Genomic DNA, 16,718 nt, shown 5'->3' with positions numbered 1-16,718 from the left:
CATGTCCTGGGCCAACGCTCGAACGGCCAAGGTGTTTCCCCATCCAAGAGACCGTAGCCAATCGCAACGGATTGCTGTTAGCGTGGCTTCAGGGAAACGCAGCAAGGGCACGCTAGATGGCCGATCTGGAGACGTTCCGCGCCGAGACGCGCGCCTGGCTGGAAGCCAACTGTCCGCCGGAGGTGCGCGGGCCGCGCGACGGCGACGAGGACTATGTCTGGGGCGGCCGCAACGCCGTGTTCAAGACGCCGGCCCACAAGCTCTGGATGGACCGCATGGCCGCGCGCGGCTGGACCGCCCCGGAATGGCCCAGCGCATACGGCGGCGGCGGGCTGAACCGCGAGGAGGCCAAGGTGCTGGCCTCCGAGATGCGCCGCATCAAGGCGCAGATGCCCCTGGCCAGCTTCGGCATCTGGATGCTGGGCCCGGCGCTTCTGGCCTTCGGCACGGAAGAACAGAAGCAACGCTTCCTGCCCCCCATCGTGCGCGGCGAGATCCGCTGGTGTCAGGGTTATTCCGAACCCGGCTCCGGCTCCGACCTCGCCTCGATCCAGACGCGGGCGGAGGATCGCGGCGACCACTGGATCGTCAACGGCCAGAAGGTCTGGACCTCCTACGCCGACAAGGCCGACTGGATCTTCTGTCTGGTCCGCACCGACCCCGAGGCGCCCAAGCATCTGGGCATCAGCTTCGTCCTGTTCGACATGGCGACGCCGGGCGTCAGCACCCGTCCCATAACCCTGATCTCGGGCAAGTCGCCCTTCTGCGAGACCTTCTTCGACGACGTGCGCGTCGAGAAGGAGAACCTGGTCGGCACGCTGAACCGCGGCTGGGACGTGGCCAAGGCGCTTCTGGCGCATGAGCGGACCATGATCGGCGCCATGGGCGATGTCGGCGTTGGCCGACCGCTCAGCCAGGTCGCGGTGGATGCTCTGGGCGTGGACGAGGCCGGGCGGCTGGACGAGCCCCTGCTTCGCGCCCGCATCGCCGACTACGACATCGACGCCGCCGCCTTCCGTCTGGCGATGGAGCGGGTGGGGGATCAGGTGAAGGCCAGACTGGCCCACCCGGCTGTCGCTTCGGTTCTCAAATACTATGGCTCCGAACTGAACAAGCGCCGCCACGAACTGGCCATGGCGGCGGGCGGCGCGGACGCGCTGGAATGGGAGGGCGAACGGTCCAGGGACGGCGCCGTCGCCCGCGACTGGCTGCGCACCAAGGCCAACTCCATCGAAGGCGGCACCAGCGAAATCCAGCTGAACATCATCGCCAAACACCTGCTGCAACTGCCGGGAGCCTGAGCCCATGCCCCTGATCCTGACCGAAGAGCAGACGATGCTTCAGGACGCCGCCGACGGCTTCCTGAACGAGAACGCGCCCATCGCCCATCTGCGCCAGTTGCGCGACAGCCGCGACCCTGATGGCGTCTCGCGCGACCTGTGGCGGGCCTTCGGCGAGATGGGTTTCGCGGGCGTCGTCATTGATGAAGCGGACGGCGGCTCCGGCCTCGGCGCCGTCGAGGCGGGCGTGATCGCCGAAAGCCTGGGCCGCACCCTGACGCCTTCGCCCTTCATGGGCTCCTCGGTGCTGGCCGCAAGCGTGCTGAAGGCGGCGGGTTCGGAGGCGCAGAAAGAATGGTTGGGCAAGATCGCGGCGGGCGAGGCCATCCTCAGCCTCGCCGTCGACGAAGGCCCCAAGCACGCGCCTGCGAAGATCACGACGCGCGCCGAACGCGCCGGCAACGGCTTCAGGCTGAACGGCGCCAAGGGCTTCGTGATCGACGGCCACGTCGCCGACGCCCTCATCGTCGCCGCGCAAACGGATGAAGGCCTGACCCTCTTTCTGATCGACCCCAAAACGGCGGGCGTCGCGGTGGAGCGCACCATCATGGTCGACGCCCACAACGCCGCGCGCGTCACCCTGACCGATGTGATGGTGGACGCCGACGCCGTGATCGGCGCCGTAGGCGAGGGGCAGGGGCCGCTGGACACCGCCTTGATCCTGGGCCGGGCCTGCGCCGCCGCCTCCCTGGTCGGGGCCGGCGATCAGGCCTTCAAGGTGACGCTGGACTACCTGCGCACCCGCAAACAGTTCGGCAAGCTGATCGGCGAGTTTCAGGCCCTGCAACACCGCGCCGCCCACCTCTTCACCGAGCTGGAACTGGCGAAGGCCGCGACGCTGGCCGCCCTGCAAGCCATCGACGCCGGCCGTCCCGACGCCGAACTGGCCGCCAGCATCGCCAAGGCCAAGGCCGGTCGCGTCGCCGAACTGGCGGTGCAGGAGGCGGTCCAGATGCACGGCGGCGTCGGCATGACCGACGAGTTCGACGTCGGCCTGTTCATGAAGCGCGTCCGCGTCCTCAACGAACTGCTGGGCGACGCGGGCTTCCACGCCGAACGTCTGGCGCGGGCGCAGGGCTTCTAAATCCCTTCTCCCCTTGAGGGAGAAGGTGGCCTGCGGAGCAGGTCGGATGAGGGGTGTCAGCGCCGAGGCTCGCCATGGAAAAGCCGTCCGACCGCAACCGCGCCTTCGCCCGCCGATCACGCGGGACGCTGACCACGACCGAATCCGCGCTCTGGACCTTGCTGCGTGACCGGCGACTTCATGGCGTCAAGTTTCGACGACAGGTTCCTATCGGCCCCTACGTCGCCGACTTCGCCTGTCATGCGCTGAAGCTGGTTATCGAGGCTGACGGCGGCGTCCATCGTCTTCGTGAGGAGGCGGACGCGAACCGGGACGCCTGGCTGGCGGAAGCGGGCTATACTGTGCTGCGTTTCGATAACACCATGATCCTGCGCAATCCGAACCTCGTGTGTGAGGCGGTGCGCCGACACGTCGAAGAGCGCCGCCGACACCCCTCATCCGTCTCGCTGCGCGAGCCACCTTCTCCCTCAAGGGGAGAAGGGCGAAGGTTCGTTTGATCCAGGACAAGGCTGAGCCGGGCCGGGGTGACGCATCGGCTTGGCCCGGCTAAACCTCCCGCAAGGGAGAAACCACATGACGCGATCCAACGCGCCCGCCTATCAGACCGGCTTCGCCAACCACTTCGCCACCGAGGCCGTTGAGGGCGCCCTGCCGGTCGGCAGGAATTCGCCCCAGCGCCCGGCCCTGGGCCTCTATGCCGAGCAGTTGTCGGGGGCGGCCTTCACCGCGCCGCGCGACCATAATCTGCGCAGCTGGCTCTACCGTCTGCGGCCCTCGGCGCAACATGGGCCTTATCAGCCGTTCGAGCAGGGCCGCGTGCGCTCGGGTCCCTTCACCGAGACCCCGCCCAATCCCAACCGGATGCGCTGGGACCCCCTGACCATGCCGGATCAGCCGACCGACTGGGTCGAGGGCCTGACCACCTATGGCGGCAACGGCGACGCCGATTCCGGCGCGGGCGTGGGTATTCACCTCTATGTCGCCAACCGCTCGATGGTCGATCGCGTCTTCTATTCCGCCGACGGCGAGCTGCTGATCGTGCCGCAGCAGGGGAGCCACCGCTTCATCACCGAAATGGGCGTGATCGAGGCTCAGCCCGGCCATGTCGTCGTCATCCCGCGCGGCGTCCGTTTCCGCGTCGAGGTGGACGGTGAGGTCCGAGGCTACGTCTGCGAGAACTACGGCAGCCCCTTCCGCCTGCCGGATCTCGGCCCCATCGGCTCCAACGGCCTGGCCAATCCGCGCGACTTCGAGACCCCCGTCGCCTGGTTCGAGGACGTCGACCGTCCGACCCAGTGCGTCCAGAAATACGGCGGGCTTCTGTGGGCTGTGACCTTCGATCACAGCCCGCTGGACGTGGTCGGCTGGCACGGCAACTACGCCCCCTATCGCTATGACACGGCGCGGTTCAACACCATCGGCACGGTCAGCTTCGACCACCCGGATCCGTCGATCTTCACCGTCCTGACGAGTCCCTCGGACACGCCCGGCACGGCCAACTGCGACTTCGTCATCTTCCCGCCGCGCTGGATGGTGGCCGAGGACACCTTCCGTCCGCCGTGGTTCCACCGCAACGTCATGAGCGAGTTCATGGGGCTGATCTTCGGCGAGTACGACGCCAAGGCGGGCGGCTTCGCCCCCGGCGGCGCGTCCCTGCACAACCGGATGAGCGGCCACGGACCGGATCAGGCCAGCTGGAACGGCGCGACGAAGGCCGAGCTCAAGCCGATGAAGATCGAGAACACCCTGGCCTTCATGTTCGAGACGCGGATGCCGATCCGCACCACGGCCTGGGCGGAACAGACGCCCCTGATGCAGCTCGACTACGACGACTGCTGGACCGGGTTTGAAAAAGGACAGATCGCATGAAGCTGACAGGCCTTCTCTTCGCCGCCGGTTTGGCTCTGGCCGCCTGTACGCCGACCCCTGCGCCGCAGCCGGTCGTGCCGACCGCCGAGGCGCCGGAGCCGCCGCCGACCATGAGCATCAGCACTTCGTCCTGCTCGTCGCGTGGCGGCGAGATGCGGCAGGTCGGTCGAGCCCAGACCTGGCAGTGCGTGGTCAAATACGCCGACGCCGGCAAGCGCTGCACCGACGCCTCGCAGTGCGAGGGTCAGTGCGAGATCGCAGGCAACAGCGGCCTTGTCCCCGGCGCTCGCGCGGTCGGTCAATGTCAGGTCGACAGCAACCGCTTCGGCTGCCGCACCACCGTCAAGGACGGCAAGGCCGAGGCGACGCTCTGCATCGACTGATGTCGGCGAAGACAAACACGGTGCATGAAAAAGCCCCCGTCGCGATCGCGGCGGGGGCTTTGTCGTTGCGGTCGGCTTAGTGGGCCGGCGCCGGCGGGGTGGTGCTCGGCGAGGTGTTCGGCGTGTTCTGGGTCGTCATGCCGCCGTCGGCGTTGCCGGCCTGCTGCTCGATGCGGTCGGCTTCGGCGTTCAGGGCCTGTTCCTGGGCTTCGTTCGGGGTCGCGGCGGCCTGGGCTTCCAGGGCGTCAGCCTTTTGCTCGGCGGCCTTGTCGGCGGCGCTTTCACCGCAGGCGGCCAGACCGGCGACGGCGACGATGGAAGCGGCGGCGAGAACGAGTTTACGCATGGTGTTCCTCCAAGTGATTGAACCGGACCAACGCCTCGGCCTCACTATCGGTTCACGCCGCCGTGATCATTTTTCAACCCGCCTCCTTGAAGGCCACCCGCGCCGCGCCCAGAAGCGCCGCCTGCTTGTGCAGGATCACCTTGGTCGGGATGGCCTGCATATAGGGCTGGAACCGGCCCTTGCGCTCGAACCGTTCGCGGAAGGGGCTGGCCTTGAGGAAGGGCAGGATGCGCGGCGCGATGCCTCCGGCGATGTAGATGCCGCCGCGCGCGCCCATGGTCAGGGCCACGTCTCCGGCCACGGCCCCGAGGATGGCGCAGAACCGCGCCAGGGTGGCGCCGCAGGGGCTGTTCATGTCCTCCAGCGCGGCCTGGGTGATCTCGGCCGGGTCGTCCACGTGGGTTTCGCGCCCGTCGATCTCGGCGAGGGCGCGATGCATGTTCAGCAGGCCCGGTCCGCAGATCAGGCGCTCGATCGACACCCGGTCGTAGCGTCGGCGCAGGATGCGCAGGATCTCGTCCTCGACCGCGTCGCCGGGCGCGAAACAGGCGTGGCCGCCCTCGCTGGGCAGGGCGATCTCGCGGCCGTGGCTGTCGCGCGCCAGGGCCGAGACGCCGAAGCCGGTGCCGGGGCCGAGCACGGCGATGGCGGCGTCATGCTGGCCTTCCGTCGGACCGCCCAGCGCCGCCAACTGGTCTTCCGGCACGACAGGGGCGCCCCAGGCCAAGGCCTCGAAGTCGTTGATCAGCCTGACCGGGTTCAGGCTCAGGGTCTCAAGCTCGCCCTCCGACACCCGCCACGGCGAATTGGTCAGGTCGATGGCCCCGTCGGTCACCGGTCCGGCCACGGCGATGACCCCGCCCGACGGCTTGACGTCGCAACCGTCGAGAAAGGCCTTCACCCCGCCGAGGAAGGTCGGATGCTCAGAGGCCGGGAAGCTCTCATGATGCTCCAGCTCCGGGCGGCCGTCGATCATGCGGGCCAGGGCGAAGCGGGCGTTGGTGCCGCCGACGTCTCCGACGAGAAGAATCTTGTCGTTCATGGGCGGTCTCCTGGTGAGCAATGATGCGGATCAGGCGTCCACCGTCCGGTCCACGATATTGGGATTGGGCGGCGTGTCGGTGTGGCCGTCGGCGCCTATGGGAACAGTAAAGCAGACCGTCGCTCCCTGTTCCGCCGTGGTCACGACCTGGCGGAAGGCGCCGAACAGTTCGCGGCCATAACCCCAGGAAGCGCCCTCGGCGTGGGCCTGCGATCGCCGCGCCGCCGGACGCGCCTTCAGATCGATCCCGCCGACGGTTGTCAGCATCCCGGCTTCGGGGTCCAGACGGATGATGTCGCCGTCCTGCACATGGGCCAGAGGACCGCCCGCCAGGGCCTCGGGCGAGACGTGGATGGCGGCCGGGGTCTTGCCGCTGGCGCCCGACATGCGGCCGTCGGTGACGAAGGCGACCTTGAAGCCCTTGTCCTGCAGCACGCCGAGGGCCGGCGACAGGGAGTGCAGCTCCGGCATGCCGTTGGCCTTTGGCCCCTGGAAGCGCAGCACCACCACCACGTCGCGGTTCAGCTTGCCGTCCTTGAAGGCCTGCAGGGCGTCTTCCTGGGTCTCGAACACGGCGGCGGGGGCCTCGACGATGCGGTTCTCGGGCTTGACCGCCGAGATCTTGATCACCGCCCGGCCGAGGTCACCCTGCACCAGCCTCAGGCCGCCCTCGCGGTCGAAGGGGTCGGAGGCCGGGCGCAGGATGTCGCGGTCGAGGCTTTCGGCGACCCCGTCGCGCCAGACCAGTTCGCCGTCCACCAGCGACGGCTCCTGGAAATAGGCTTCGATCCCCTGACCCATGATGGTCACGACATCGCTGTGGATGTTGCCCGCCTTGGCCAGTTCGCGCGTGACGAAGGCCACGCCGCCCGCCGCCTGGAAGGCGTTCACGTCGGCCGAGCCGTTGGGATAGACCCGCGCCAGCAGCGGCGTCACCGAGGACAGCTGGTCCATGTCGGTCCAGTCGATCAGCACCCCGGCGGCGCGCGCCATGGCGACCAGATGGATGGCGTGGTTGGTCGAGCCGCCGGTGGCCAGCAGGGCCACGATCATGTTGACGATCGACTTCTCGCTGATGACGTCGGCCATGCGGCCCTGGCCCGAGCGGGCCAGCTCGACCGCGCGCTTCGCCGCCGCCGCCGTCAGGGCGTCGCGCAGGCCGGTGTCGGGGTGGACGAAGGCGGTCGAGGGCATGTGCAGGCCCGCGATCTCCATCATCATCTGGTTGGAGTTGGCCGTGCCGTAGAAGGTGCAGGTGCCGGGCGAGTGGTAGCTGCCGATCTCGCTTTGCAGCAGGGTGGTGCGGTCCACCAGGCCTTGGGCGTATTCGGCCCGGACGCGGGCCTTTTCGGCGTTGGGAATGCCCGACGGCATGGGCCCCGCAGGCGCGAACACGACCGGCAGATGGCCGAAGGCCAGCGCCCCCATGAAGAGGCCCGGCACGATCTTGTCGCAGACGCCCAGCATCATGGCGGCGTCGAACGCGTCGTGGGTCAGGGCCACGCCCGTCGCCATGGCGATGGCGTCGCGGCTGAACAGCGACAGCTCCATGCCGGGGCGGCCCTGGGTGACGCCGTCGCACATGGCCGGGGTCCCGCCCGCCACTTGCGCCGTGGCGCCCACCTCGCGCACCGCCTTGCGGATCACCTCGGGGAAGCGCTCGAACGGCTGATGGGCCGACAGCATGTCGTTGTAAGCGGTGACCACCCCGACATTGGGCTTCGATCCGTCCATGGCCGTCAGCTTGTCGGCGATGGTCTGGCCGGCAAACGCATGGGCCCAGTTGGCGCAGGACAGCTTGGCGCGCCCGGCGCCGCTGTCGCGAGCGGCGTCCATGCGACGCAGATAGTCGGCGCGGGTCGCCTTGCTGCGCTCCACGATGCGGGCGGTGACGTCCGCGACGACAGGGTTGAGAGCCATCAGACGGCCTCCGTCCAAAGCACTTCAAGAGGAACCTTCGCCGCGATCAGGGCGGCGATGGGATGGATGCGCGGATCGCCCGCCGCCTCGCGCTCGAACACGGCGCGCTTCTTCGCACCGGTCAGGGCCAGCACCACCCGTCCGGCCTCGGCCAGATAGGGCAGGTTGATCGACAGGCGTTCCTGCGGCGGCGCCATGCCGTCACGGCCCGGCGGCACGCCATAGACGGCGGGTTTCAGGTCCGGCGTCAGCAGGGTCTTCAGCGTCGGGCTTTCGGGGAACATGGAACAGATGTGCCCGTCCTCGCCCATGCCCAGCAGGACGGCGTCCAGACGACCACCCTCAGCCGCCAGCGCCTTCGACGCCTCGGCGGCGGCGCGATCCACTGTCACCGAGGGGGCGTAGAGCGGCAGGAAACGCGCGGCCGAGGCAGGGCCGGACAACAGGGTCCGCCTCATCAGGGCGGCGTTCGAGTCTGGAGAGGTCTCGGGCACATAGCGCTCGTCCACCAGCGTCGCCGTGACCTTCGACCAGTCCAGATCGGCTTCGGCCAATCGGGCGTAGATGGGCGAAGGGGTCGACCCGCCCGCGCCCGCGAAGACCGCACGACCCTCGGCGGTGACCCCCTTGGCCAGGGTTTCGCCCAGCCGCGCGGCGGCGGCCTCGGCCCAGGCGGCGGCGTCGGGGAAGGCTTCGATGACGGGGCTATTCATCGCGCGTGTTCCACTTGCGCCCGGTCCGCGACAGCAGCAGGTCGGCCGCCTCCGGGCCCCAGGTTCCGGCCTCATAGGCCCGCGGCTTGAAGCCCGCGCCTTCCCAGGCCTCGGACACCTCGTCCACCCACTTCCACGCCTGCTCGGCCTCGTCGCGGCGCACGAACAGGGTGCTGTCGCCGTGCATGGCGTCCAGCAGCAGGCGCTCATAGGCGATGCGGCGACGCGGCGGCGCGGCGCACTTGCCGTCCACGCCCCAGGACAGGCTCATCTTGATCGGCTGCAGCTGCATCCGCTGATCCAGCCCCGGCTTCTTGTTCATCACCGACAGCGAGATGTCTTCCTCGGGCTGCAGTTCGATGACCAGGCGGTTGTCATAGATGTCGCCGCGCTCGCCGTGGCCGAAGATGGAGTGGGGCACCGGCTTGAACTGGATGACGATCTCGGTGCGCTTCTCGGGCAGGCGCTTGCCGGTGCGCATGAAGAAGGGCACGCCCGCCCAGCGCCAGTTGTCGATGTCGGCGCGGATGGCGACGAAGGTCTCGGTGTCCGACGCCTGGCCGCGTTCCTCCTGATAGGCCTGGGCCGGCTGACCCTCGCTGGTCCCGGCCACATACTGGCCGCGCACGGTGACGCGCTCGGCTTCTTCCGGCGTGATGGGGCGAAGGCTGCGCAGCACCTTGACCTTCTCATTGCGCACCGAGTCCGGGTCTAGGTCGCTGGGCGGCTCCATCGCCACCAGGCACAGCAGCTGCAGCATGTGGTTCTGCAGCATGTCCCGCAGGGCGCCGTACTCGTCGTAGTACGGCCAGCGGTCGCCGACCCCGACCGTTTCGCCCACCGTGATCTGGACGTGGTCGACCGTCAGATTGTTCCACAGAGGCTCGAAGATGGTGTTGCCGAAGCGCAGGGCGATCAGGTTCTGCACCGTCTCCTTGCCCAGATAGTGGTCGATGCGGAAAACCTGCCGCTCGTCAAAGGCGTGGGCCACGGCGTCGTCGATTTCGAGGAAGCTTTCCAGATCGCGCCCGACCGGCTTTTCCAGCACGATACGGCAGTTCTTCTCGGCCAGACCCGCCGCCTTCATCGCCGTGACGATGCGGCCATACAGGGACGGCGACACCGCCAGGAAGGAGGTCGTCTCGCCGTCGCCCGCCTTGGTCTTCAGCCCCTTCAGGCTCTCGGGGTCGGTGGCGTCCACGGCCAGATAGTCGAGGCGCGCCTTCATCCGCGCCCAGCTGGCTTCGTCCCAGGCGTCGTCGGCCTCGGCCTTGGCCTTCACCGCCTCATGGACCTTGGCCACATAGGCCTCGGCGCTTTCGGCCGAACGGGCCGCACCGATGATCTTCAGCCCCTCGGGCAGCAGGCCGTCGTGGTCGAGGAAATAGAGCGAAGGCAACAGCATCCGCATGGCGAGGTCGCCGCCTCCGCCGAACAGAATGAGAGCCGCCATGCGCGCTTTTCCTCCGTGGCCCCGGCCTGCGGGGCTTGTCCTAAGGTCTAGCTATCGTCCTTGGCCGGTTGCGCGCGGCGCGCCAAGACGTCGAGGACGTCCTGAAACACCATGTTACGCGCATGGAGCAGGACCAGTAGGTGATAGATCAAATCCGCCGACTCGCTGGCGAGTTCCGCCTCGTCGCCCGCCGCGCCCGCCAGGGCCGTCTCCACGCCCTCTTCGCCGACCTTCTGCGCGGCGCGTTTGGGACCCTGGGCGATCAGGCGGGCGGTCCAGCTGTCGTTCGGGTCGGCCTGAGCGCGGACATGAATGGTGCGCTCCAGCCGCGCGATGCGGCCCAGCCCCGGCGCGTCCTCGTCGCCGAAGCAGCTGATCCGGTTCAGGTGGCAGGCGTTGCCCACCGGGCGGACCTTCACCACCACGGCGTCGCCGTCGCAGTCGGGCGTCACCGACACCACATTGAGGAAGTCGCCCGAGGTCTCGCCCTTCCTCCACCGCCCGCCGCGCGAGCGCGAAAAGAAGGTGGCCTGTCCGCTGTCCAGCGTCTCGCGCAGCGCCGCCTCGTCCATATAGGCCAGGGTCAGCACCTGCAGGGTGTCGGCGTCCTGCACCACGGCGGGGATCAGGCCATCGCCTTTTTTGAAGTCCAGTTGGGCGAAGTCGATCTTGGAAAGGTCGAGGGTCATGCGTTTGATCCGCTCATCCCCGCGGAGGCGGGGACCCAGGTTTGAGCCATCTGACGGACGGCGGCCTTGTTTGCGAAACCCAAGGCGTGGCGATCGTCGCCAAAGCACTGGGTCCCCGCCTCCGCGGGAATGAGCGGAAGGAGGCAGGTCATATCCTCACCTCCACGCCTTGCGTGTCCAGGTAATGCTTGAGATCGGGAATCGCGATCGCGCCCGAGTGGAAGACGCTGGCGGCCAGCGCCCCCGACACGTCCGCCTCCAGAAACACGTCGCGGAAATGCTCGACCGCCCCGGCCCCGCCCGAGGCCACCAGCGGAATGCTCAGCCGCCGCCGCGCCTCGGTGAGTTGGGCGATGTCATAGCCGCGCCGCACCCCGTCCTGATCGATGCAGTTCAGCACGATCTCGCCGGCGCCGAGACCTTGCGCCTCGACGATCCAGTCCATGGTCAGCTTGCCGGCGCCGCGTCGGGCGTTCGGATCGCCGGTGTATTTGTGCACCCGCCATTCGCCGTCCTGAAAGGCGCTGTCGACGCCGACGACGACGCATTGCCGGCCCAGCCGCTGCGCCATCTCGCCGATCAGCTCAGGCCGTTCCAGGGCGGGGGAGTTGATCGAGACCTTGTCGGCGCCATGATCCAGACAGCGCGCCGCCTGCTCCACCGTGCGGATGCCGCCGGCGACGCAGAAGGGGATGTCCAGCAGCCGGGCGATGTCCTGCACCCAGCCATAGTCCAGGGTCCGCCCCTGCGGGCTGGCGGTGATGTCGTAGAAGACCAGCTCGTCGGCGCCCGCGTCGCGATAGCGCGCGGCCAGTTCGGCGGCGTCGCCCATGTCGACGTGGCCCTCGAAGCGCACGCCCTTGACCACCCGCCCGTCCTTGACGTCGAGGCAGGGGATGATGCGCCTAGCGGTCATTGGCCGACACGGGGGCCATGTTCGCGGCCTGGATGGCCTCGGCCACGGTGAAGCGACCGGCATAGATCGCGCGGCCGGTAATGGCCCCGGCGCAGCCGATGGCCTTGGCGGTGATCAGGTCGTCCAGGCTGGCGATCCCGCCCGAGGCCTGGATCTCCAGCTCGGGGCGACGTGCGATGGCCTCGGACAGCAACTCCCGGTTCAGGCCGGTCAGGGCGCCGTCGCGCTCGACGTCCGTGATCAGGATATGGCGCAGCATTCCGACGGGATAGCGATCCAGCACGCTCCACAGATCAACGCCCGACGACTGGGTCCAGCCCTTCAGCGCGGGCACGGGCAGGCCGTTCTCGTTTCTGACGTCCAGGGCCAGGGCGATGGCCTCGGGGCCGAACTGCTCCAGCCATTTCAGCACCTGATCCGTGTCGGTGACGGCCAGCGACCCGATGACGACACGGCTGATCCCGGCCCCCAGCAGGTGCTCGATGTCCTTCTCCGAGCGCACGCCGCCGCCGGACTGGACCTTGATGTCCACGGCCCGCGCCATGTCGCCGATCAGCGCATACTGGCGCGCTTCGCCCGCCTTGGCCCCGTCCAGATCGATGACGTGGATCCACTCGGCGCCTTCGGCGGTAAAGGCCGCCATCCGGTTGGCGGGATGGGCATCGTAGCGGGTCACGTGATTGAAATCGCCGTGCAACAGGCGAACCGCATGGCCGTCGATCAGGTCAATGGCGGGATAGATGATCACGCGGGCAGCTCCAGGAAGTTCTTCAAGATACGCGCTCCGGCCTTGGCCGACCGTTCCGGGTGGAACTGACAGCCCCAGCGGTTGCCCATGTTGACCACGGCGGGCACAGCCAGACCATAGTCGGCGGCGGCGATGGTCGCCGGGCCGTCGGGGCAGACGAAGCCGTGGACGAAATAGGCCCAGTCGCCGTCGTAGACTCCCTCCAGCAGCGGATCGGGGCGACGGATGTTCAGCCGGCTCCAGCCCATGTGCGGCGAGGGTCGCGACGGGGCGGGGGCGATGGCCTCGACCCGGCCGGGGATCAGGCCCAGCAGGTCAGCGCCCCCATCCTCGGCGCTGGTCTCGAACAGCAGTTGCTGACCCAGGCAGACACCCAGCAGAGGACGCTTGAACCGCCGCAGCGGCTCCACCAGACCGAGCGCATTGAGCCGCTGCATCGCATAGCCCGCCGCCCCGACGCCGGGCAGGATGACCCGCTCCGCCTCGTCCAGGTCGGCGGGGTCGGCGGTGATCCGCACCCGCGCGCCCAGCCGCTCCAGCGCGAACCGCACCGAGGCGACATTGCCCGAGCCGTAACCGATCAGGGTGACGTTCACAGCACCCCCTTGGTGCTCGGCACGACATCGCCCTCGACGCGGATGGCCTGACGCAGCGCCCGGCCCAGGGCCTTGAACACGGCCTCGGTCTTGTGGTGGTCGTCGTCGCCGGTGACCGTGACGTGGATGGCCGCGCCCAGATTCTCGGCCAGCGAGCGCACCACGTGGGCCGTCATGTCGGTGCGGTAGTCGCCGATGAAGGGGGTGGCGAAGGACCCCTCGAACACCGGATAGGGCCGGCCCGATAGGTCGATGGAGACCGCCGCATTGGCCTCGTCCATCGGCAGGACGAAGCCGTAGCGCTGGATGCCCTTCCTCTCGCCCAGCGCCTGCTTCAGCGCCTGACCCAGGGCGATGGCGCTGTCCTCGATGGTGTGGTGGGGATCGGTGTGCAGGTCGCCCTCGCAAGACAGGCGGATGGAGAACCCGCCGTGCGCGGCCACCTGTTCGATCATGTGGTCGAAGAAGCCGACGCCCGTTTCGATCTTCACCGGCCCGGCGCTGTCCAGATCGACGGCGCAGACGATGCGCGTCTCCTTGGTGTCCCGCACGGCCTGGCCGACGCGGGTGCGGCGCACCTTGGCGTCGGCGGCGCCCAGGGCGACCAGCAGCCGGTCGTTGACCTCGGGCTTCAGCGAGACGGGCAGCCTCACCCGGTCGCCGGCTTCATCAGCGCTCAGGCCGAAGCGGCGCAGGTCGGCGATGATGGCCGCCGGATCAGAGGGACGGGCGATGATCACCGGCCCGACGCCGCCCTCCAGCGGCATCAGCCGCGACAGGGCCTCAACGACGCGGGCGCGCTCGCGGCGAACGCCGTCGATGCGCTCGGCGGTCTCGATCATCCGCGACGGGTCCAGGGCCTGAAGCGCCAGCCGCACCGAGACCTCGGGCAGGGCGTAGGGCTCCAGCACGCTCGCCAGCCGGGCCAGCGTTGACGCCTGCGCTGCGGCCGCCCCGACCCGCGCCCCGGCCAGGCCATAGGCCAGCGACAGGCTGCGCAGCACGATCAGGTTGGCGTGGTCCGTTACGACCGTCGCGGCGGATGGCGTCTCGGCGAACTCCACAAGCCCCTCGTCCACCACCAGCAGGGCGGGGGCGACCCGCTCGGCCATCTCGGCCACCGCCTCGGGCGAACCGAGGGCGCGGATGACGACGGCGGCGGTCTCGGCGTCCTTCGTCGGGCGAGCGTAGAGCTTCGCCAGTCCCAGATAGGGCTCGGCCTCGGGCGCCTGCACCTTCAGGCCGTCGCGGGCGGCCAGTCGCCAGACGAGCTCCAGCCCGTGCGTCAGGCCGCGCACCGGCAGCACCTGATCGGCGGCGACGCCGTAGAGATCGGCCAATCGGGCGCTGAGCGCGGTCGGGTCGGCCGGATAGCGGTCCAGACCCTCGCCGCCGGACACCAGCGGCGTATAGGGGGCGGGCAGGGTCACGCTTCGGTCCTCAGGTCGGCGGCGCGAGCGTGGGCCTCCAGCCCCTCCATCCGCGCCAGACGCGCGGCGACAGGGGCCAGGGCGGCGGCGCCCATCTGCGTCACTGTCTGCACCGACATGGTGGTCATGAAGCTGGCGGTGGTGATGCCGCCGAGCGTCCGCGCGCCGCCGTCGGTCGGCAGGACATGACTGGGTCCGGCGGCGTAGTCGCCGAGCGTCTCCGCCGCCCATTGCCCCACAAAGACGGCCCCGGCGGCGGTGATCCGATCCACCAGACGCTCGGCGTCCTCGGCCTGAATCGACAGGTGCTCGGGGCCATAGAGGTTGGCGACCGCACAGGCCTCGGCCATGTCGGCCACGCGGATGGCGCGGGCCTGCTCCAGCGAGGCGCGGGCCACGGCGGCGCGGGGCAGGGTCTCCACCTGACGCTCGACCTCGGCGACGATCTCGCTCAGGGCCGTGCCGCTGTCGGACACCAGGATCACTTGCGCGTCGGCGTCGTGCTCGGCCTGGCTCAGCAGGTCGGCGGCGACGATCTCGAAATCGGCGTCGCGGTCGGCGATGACCAGCAGTTCCGACGGCCCCGCCGGCATGTCCTGGGCCGGACCGCCCGGCAGCGATGACGCATAACGCTTGGCCTCGGCCACATAGGCGTTGCCGGGGCCGAACAGCTTGTCGACGGGTTCGATCACGCCCTCGTCCAGTTCCGCGCCGAAGGTCAGCGCCGCAATCGCCTGCGCCCCGCCCAACAGCCACAGTTCATCCAGACCGGCCTCGGCGGCGGCGACGATCATGGCCGGGTGGACCGAGCCGTCCTTCGACGGCGGCGTCACGGCGACGCGCCGCCCGACCCCGGCCACGCCCGCCGGGATGGCCAGCATCAGCAGGGAGGAAAACAGCGGCGCCGTGCCGCCGGGCACATAGAGACCCGCCGAGCCGATGGGGCGCCAGACCAGCTTCGACTTCACGCCCGGCGTGGTCTCTATGAAGGCGGTGTCCTCGGGCCGGGTCGCGGCGTGGAAGACGCGCACATTGTCGGCGGCGACGCGCAGGGCCCGCGCGGCGGCGGGCGGCAGGTCGGCGCGGGCCTCGGCGGCGGCCTTCTCGGTGATGGCCACACGGCGGGGCGCGGCGCCGTCCAGTTTGATCGCCCAGTCGGTTACGGCCTGACCGCCGCGCGCCTGCACGTCGTCAAAGATCTCGCGCACCACACTGGTGACGAAGCCCTCGGTGCGTTGCTGCGGACGCGCCAGGGCGGCCTGGCGCTCGGCGGCGTCCAGCTTGTTCCAGTCGATACGCTTCATCACATCATCTTCTCGATCGGCAGGACCAGGATGGCCGAGGCCCCCGCCGCCTTGAGCTTCTCCAGCGTCTCCCAGAAGACGGCCTCCTGACAGACGGCGTGGACGGCCACGGCGTCGTCGCGGCCCGACAGGGGCATGACGGTCGGCGAGCCGGCGCCGGGCAGGATGGCGGTGATCTCCGCCAGGGCCGAGCGCGGCGCGTTCAGCATGACGTACTTGGCGCCTTGCGAAGACACCACGCCCGCCATCCGCTCGATGATGCTGTCCAGCAGGTGCTGCAAGCCCGCCTCGGGCGCGGTCGGCGCCTTGATCAGCACCGCCTGGCTGTCCAGCACGGTCTCCTTGGCCATCAGGCCGTTGGCCTCCAGCGTGGCCCCGGTCGAGACCAGATCACAGATGGCCGAGGCCAGCTTCAGCCGTGGGGCCACCTCGACCGCGCCGCGCATGGTGACGATGTCGGCGCCGACGCCGTTCTCATCCAGAAAACGACGCAGGATCCTGGGATAGGAGGTGGCGATGCGCAGCCCCTCCAGCGACGCCGGCCCGGCGTAGGTCAGGCCCGGCGGCACGGCGATCTTCAGCGTGCAGCGGCCAAAGCCCAGGGGCATGACCACCTCGGCGTTCGGCCCGCCGTTCCTGACCTCCTCCAGCACGTTCTCGCCGACGATGCCGAGGTCGCAGACCCCGTCCGCCACGAAGGTCGGGATGTCGTCGTCGCGCACCCGCAGCAGATCGATCGGGTAGTTTTCAATCCGGTACAGCAGCTCGTTGTTGCCCTTGACGACGCGCAGACCCGCGTCGCGGACCAGGTCGAGGCTGCGTTCGGCCAGGCGGCCGGATTTCTGGACGGCGATGCGTAGCCGCCCCTGCACGGTGCTCATGATC

General features: G+C 69.2%; 17 protein-coding genes. 5 read left to right on the top strand and 12 right to left on the bottom strand.

All coding sequences use genetic code 11. The features are described 5' to 3' along the window. Positions 1–116 precede the first annotated feature (116 nt). The 5 genes from ACI2KI_RS13900 to ACI2KI_RS13880 all read left to right on the top strand — a co-directional run bounded on the left by ACI2KI_RS13900 (position 117) and on the right by ACI2KI_RS13880 (position 4,676). Positions 117–1,301, top strand: coding sequence for an acyl-CoA dehydrogenase family protein (locus ACI2KI_RS13900; protein ID WP_404621008.1), 1,185 nt, complete (start codon positions 117–119; stop codon positions 1,299–1,301). Between the two features lie 4 nt (positions 1,302–1,305). Then, a complete protein-coding gene (locus ACI2KI_RS13895; RefSeq protein WP_404621006.1) occupies positions 1,306–2,424 on the top strand; it encodes an acyl-CoA dehydrogenase family protein in 1,119 nt (372 codons plus the stop codon). 74 nt (positions 2,425–2,498) lie between these two features. After that, entirely contained in the window at positions 2,499–2,921 is a 423-nt protein-coding gene (locus ACI2KI_RS13890) for an endonuclease domain-containing protein (RefSeq protein WP_404621004.1), read from the top strand. Positions 2,922–2,997: 76 nt separating this feature from the next. After that, entirely contained in the window at positions 2,998–4,293 is a 1,296-nt protein-coding gene (gene hmgA / locus ACI2KI_RS13885) for a homogentisate 1,2-dioxygenase (protein ID WP_404621002.1), read from the top strand. Further along, positions 4,290–4,676, top strand: coding sequence for a hypothetical protein (locus tag ACI2KI_RS13880; protein ID WP_404621000.1), 387 nt, complete (start codon positions 4,290–4,292; stop codon positions 4,674–4,676). Before hmgA ends, ACI2KI_RS13880 begins: the two co-directional genes overlap by 4 nt. Before the next feature lie 76 nt (positions 4,677–4,752). Here ACI2KI_RS13880 and ACI2KI_RS13875 read toward each other — a convergent pair whose 3' ends face one another. The 12 genes from ACI2KI_RS13875 to hisG form a co-directional block, all read right to left on the bottom strand. Then, a complete protein-coding gene (locus ACI2KI_RS13875) occupies positions 4,753–5,022 on the bottom strand; it encodes a hypothetical protein (RefSeq protein WP_404620998.1) in 270 nt (89 codons plus the stop codon). A 73-nt stretch (positions 5,023–5,095) separates the two neighbouring features. Then, complete coding sequence (gene glk, locus ACI2KI_RS13870; RefSeq protein ID WP_404620996.1) at positions 5,096–6,064, bottom strand: glucokinase; 969 nt, start codon at positions 6,062–6,064, stop codon at positions 5,096–5,098. A gap of 30 nt (positions 6,065–6,094) precedes the next feature. Then, positions 6,095–7,984: a phosphogluconate dehydratase gene (edd, locus tag ACI2KI_RS13865; RefSeq protein WP_404620994.1), complete on the bottom strand. Its 1,890-nt coding sequence runs from the start codon at positions 7,982–7,984 to the stop codon at positions 6,095–6,097. Beyond that, the gene (gene pgl, locus ACI2KI_RS13860) at positions 7,984–8,697 is read right to left on the bottom strand and encodes a 6-phosphogluconolactonase (RefSeq protein ID WP_404620992.1); all 714 of its coding nucleotides are present in this window, start codon (positions 8,695–8,697) and stop codon (positions 7,984–7,986) included. The genes edd and pgl overlap by 1 nt, the downstream gene beginning before the upstream one ends. Continuing rightward, positions 8,690–10,150, bottom strand: a complete 1,461-nt coding sequence (zwf, locus tag ACI2KI_RS13855; RefSeq protein WP_404620990.1) for a glucose-6-phosphate dehydrogenase — start codon at positions 10,148–10,150, stop codon at positions 8,690–8,692. The genes pgl and zwf overlap by 8 nt, the downstream gene beginning before the upstream one ends. A gap of 47 nt (positions 10,151–10,197) precedes the next feature. After that, complete coding sequence (hisIE, locus tag ACI2KI_RS13850; protein WP_404620988.1) at positions 10,198–10,839, bottom strand: bifunctional phosphoribosyl-AMP cyclohydrolase/phosphoribosyl-ATP diphosphatase HisIE; 642 nt, start codon at positions 10,837–10,839, stop codon at positions 10,198–10,200. Positions 10,840–10,987: 148 nt separating this feature from the next. Beyond that, complete coding sequence (hisF, locus tag ACI2KI_RS13845; protein WP_404620986.1) at positions 10,988–11,755, bottom strand: imidazole glycerol phosphate synthase subunit HisF; 768 nt, start codon at positions 11,753–11,755, stop codon at positions 10,988–10,990. Then, positions 11,745–12,503: a 1-(5-phosphoribosyl)-5-[(5-phosphoribosylamino)methylideneamino]imidazole-4-carboxamide isomerase gene (gene hisA / locus ACI2KI_RS13840; protein ID WP_404620984.1), complete on the bottom strand. Its 759-nt coding sequence runs from the start codon at positions 12,501–12,503 to the stop codon at positions 11,745–11,747. The genes hisF and hisA overlap by 11 nt, the downstream gene beginning before the upstream one ends. Further along, entirely contained in the window at positions 12,500–13,099 is a 600-nt protein-coding gene (hisH, locus tag ACI2KI_RS13835) for an imidazole glycerol phosphate synthase subunit HisH (protein WP_404620982.1), read from the bottom strand. Before hisH ends, hisA begins: the two co-directional genes overlap by 4 nt. Further along, positions 13,096–14,529, bottom strand: coding sequence for an imidazoleglycerol-phosphate dehydratase HisB (gene hisB, locus ACI2KI_RS13830; RefSeq protein WP_404620980.1), 1,434 nt, complete (start codon positions 14,527–14,529; stop codon positions 13,096–13,098). Before hisB ends, hisH begins: the two co-directional genes overlap by 4 nt. After that, positions 14,526–15,833 carry a histidinol dehydrogenase gene (gene hisD / locus ACI2KI_RS13825; RefSeq protein WP_404620978.1) on the bottom strand — a complete coding sequence of 436 codons (1,308 nt, stop codon included), beginning with the start codon at positions 15,831–15,833 and terminating at the stop codon, positions 14,526–14,528. The genes hisB and hisD overlap by 4 nt, the downstream gene beginning before the upstream one ends. After that, positions 15,833–16,714 (bottom strand): ATP phosphoribosyltransferase, encoded by an 882-nt coding sequence (gene hisG, locus ACI2KI_RS13820; protein ID WP_404620976.1) that lies wholly within the window; start codon positions 16,712–16,714, stop codon positions 15,833–15,835. The genes hisD and hisG overlap by 1 nt, the downstream gene beginning before the upstream one ends. Between the last annotated feature and the right edge of the window lie 4 nt (positions 16,715–16,718).

Source organism: Brevundimonas sp. NPDC046655, from assembly GCF_044901625.1.
Taxonomy (GTDB): domain Bacteria; phylum Pseudomonadota; class Alphaproteobacteria; order Caulobacterales; family Caulobacteraceae; genus Brevundimonas.
The sequence above is the reverse complement of the archived record's forward strand: the minus strand, read 5'-3'. Positions and strand labels throughout refer to the sequence as shown.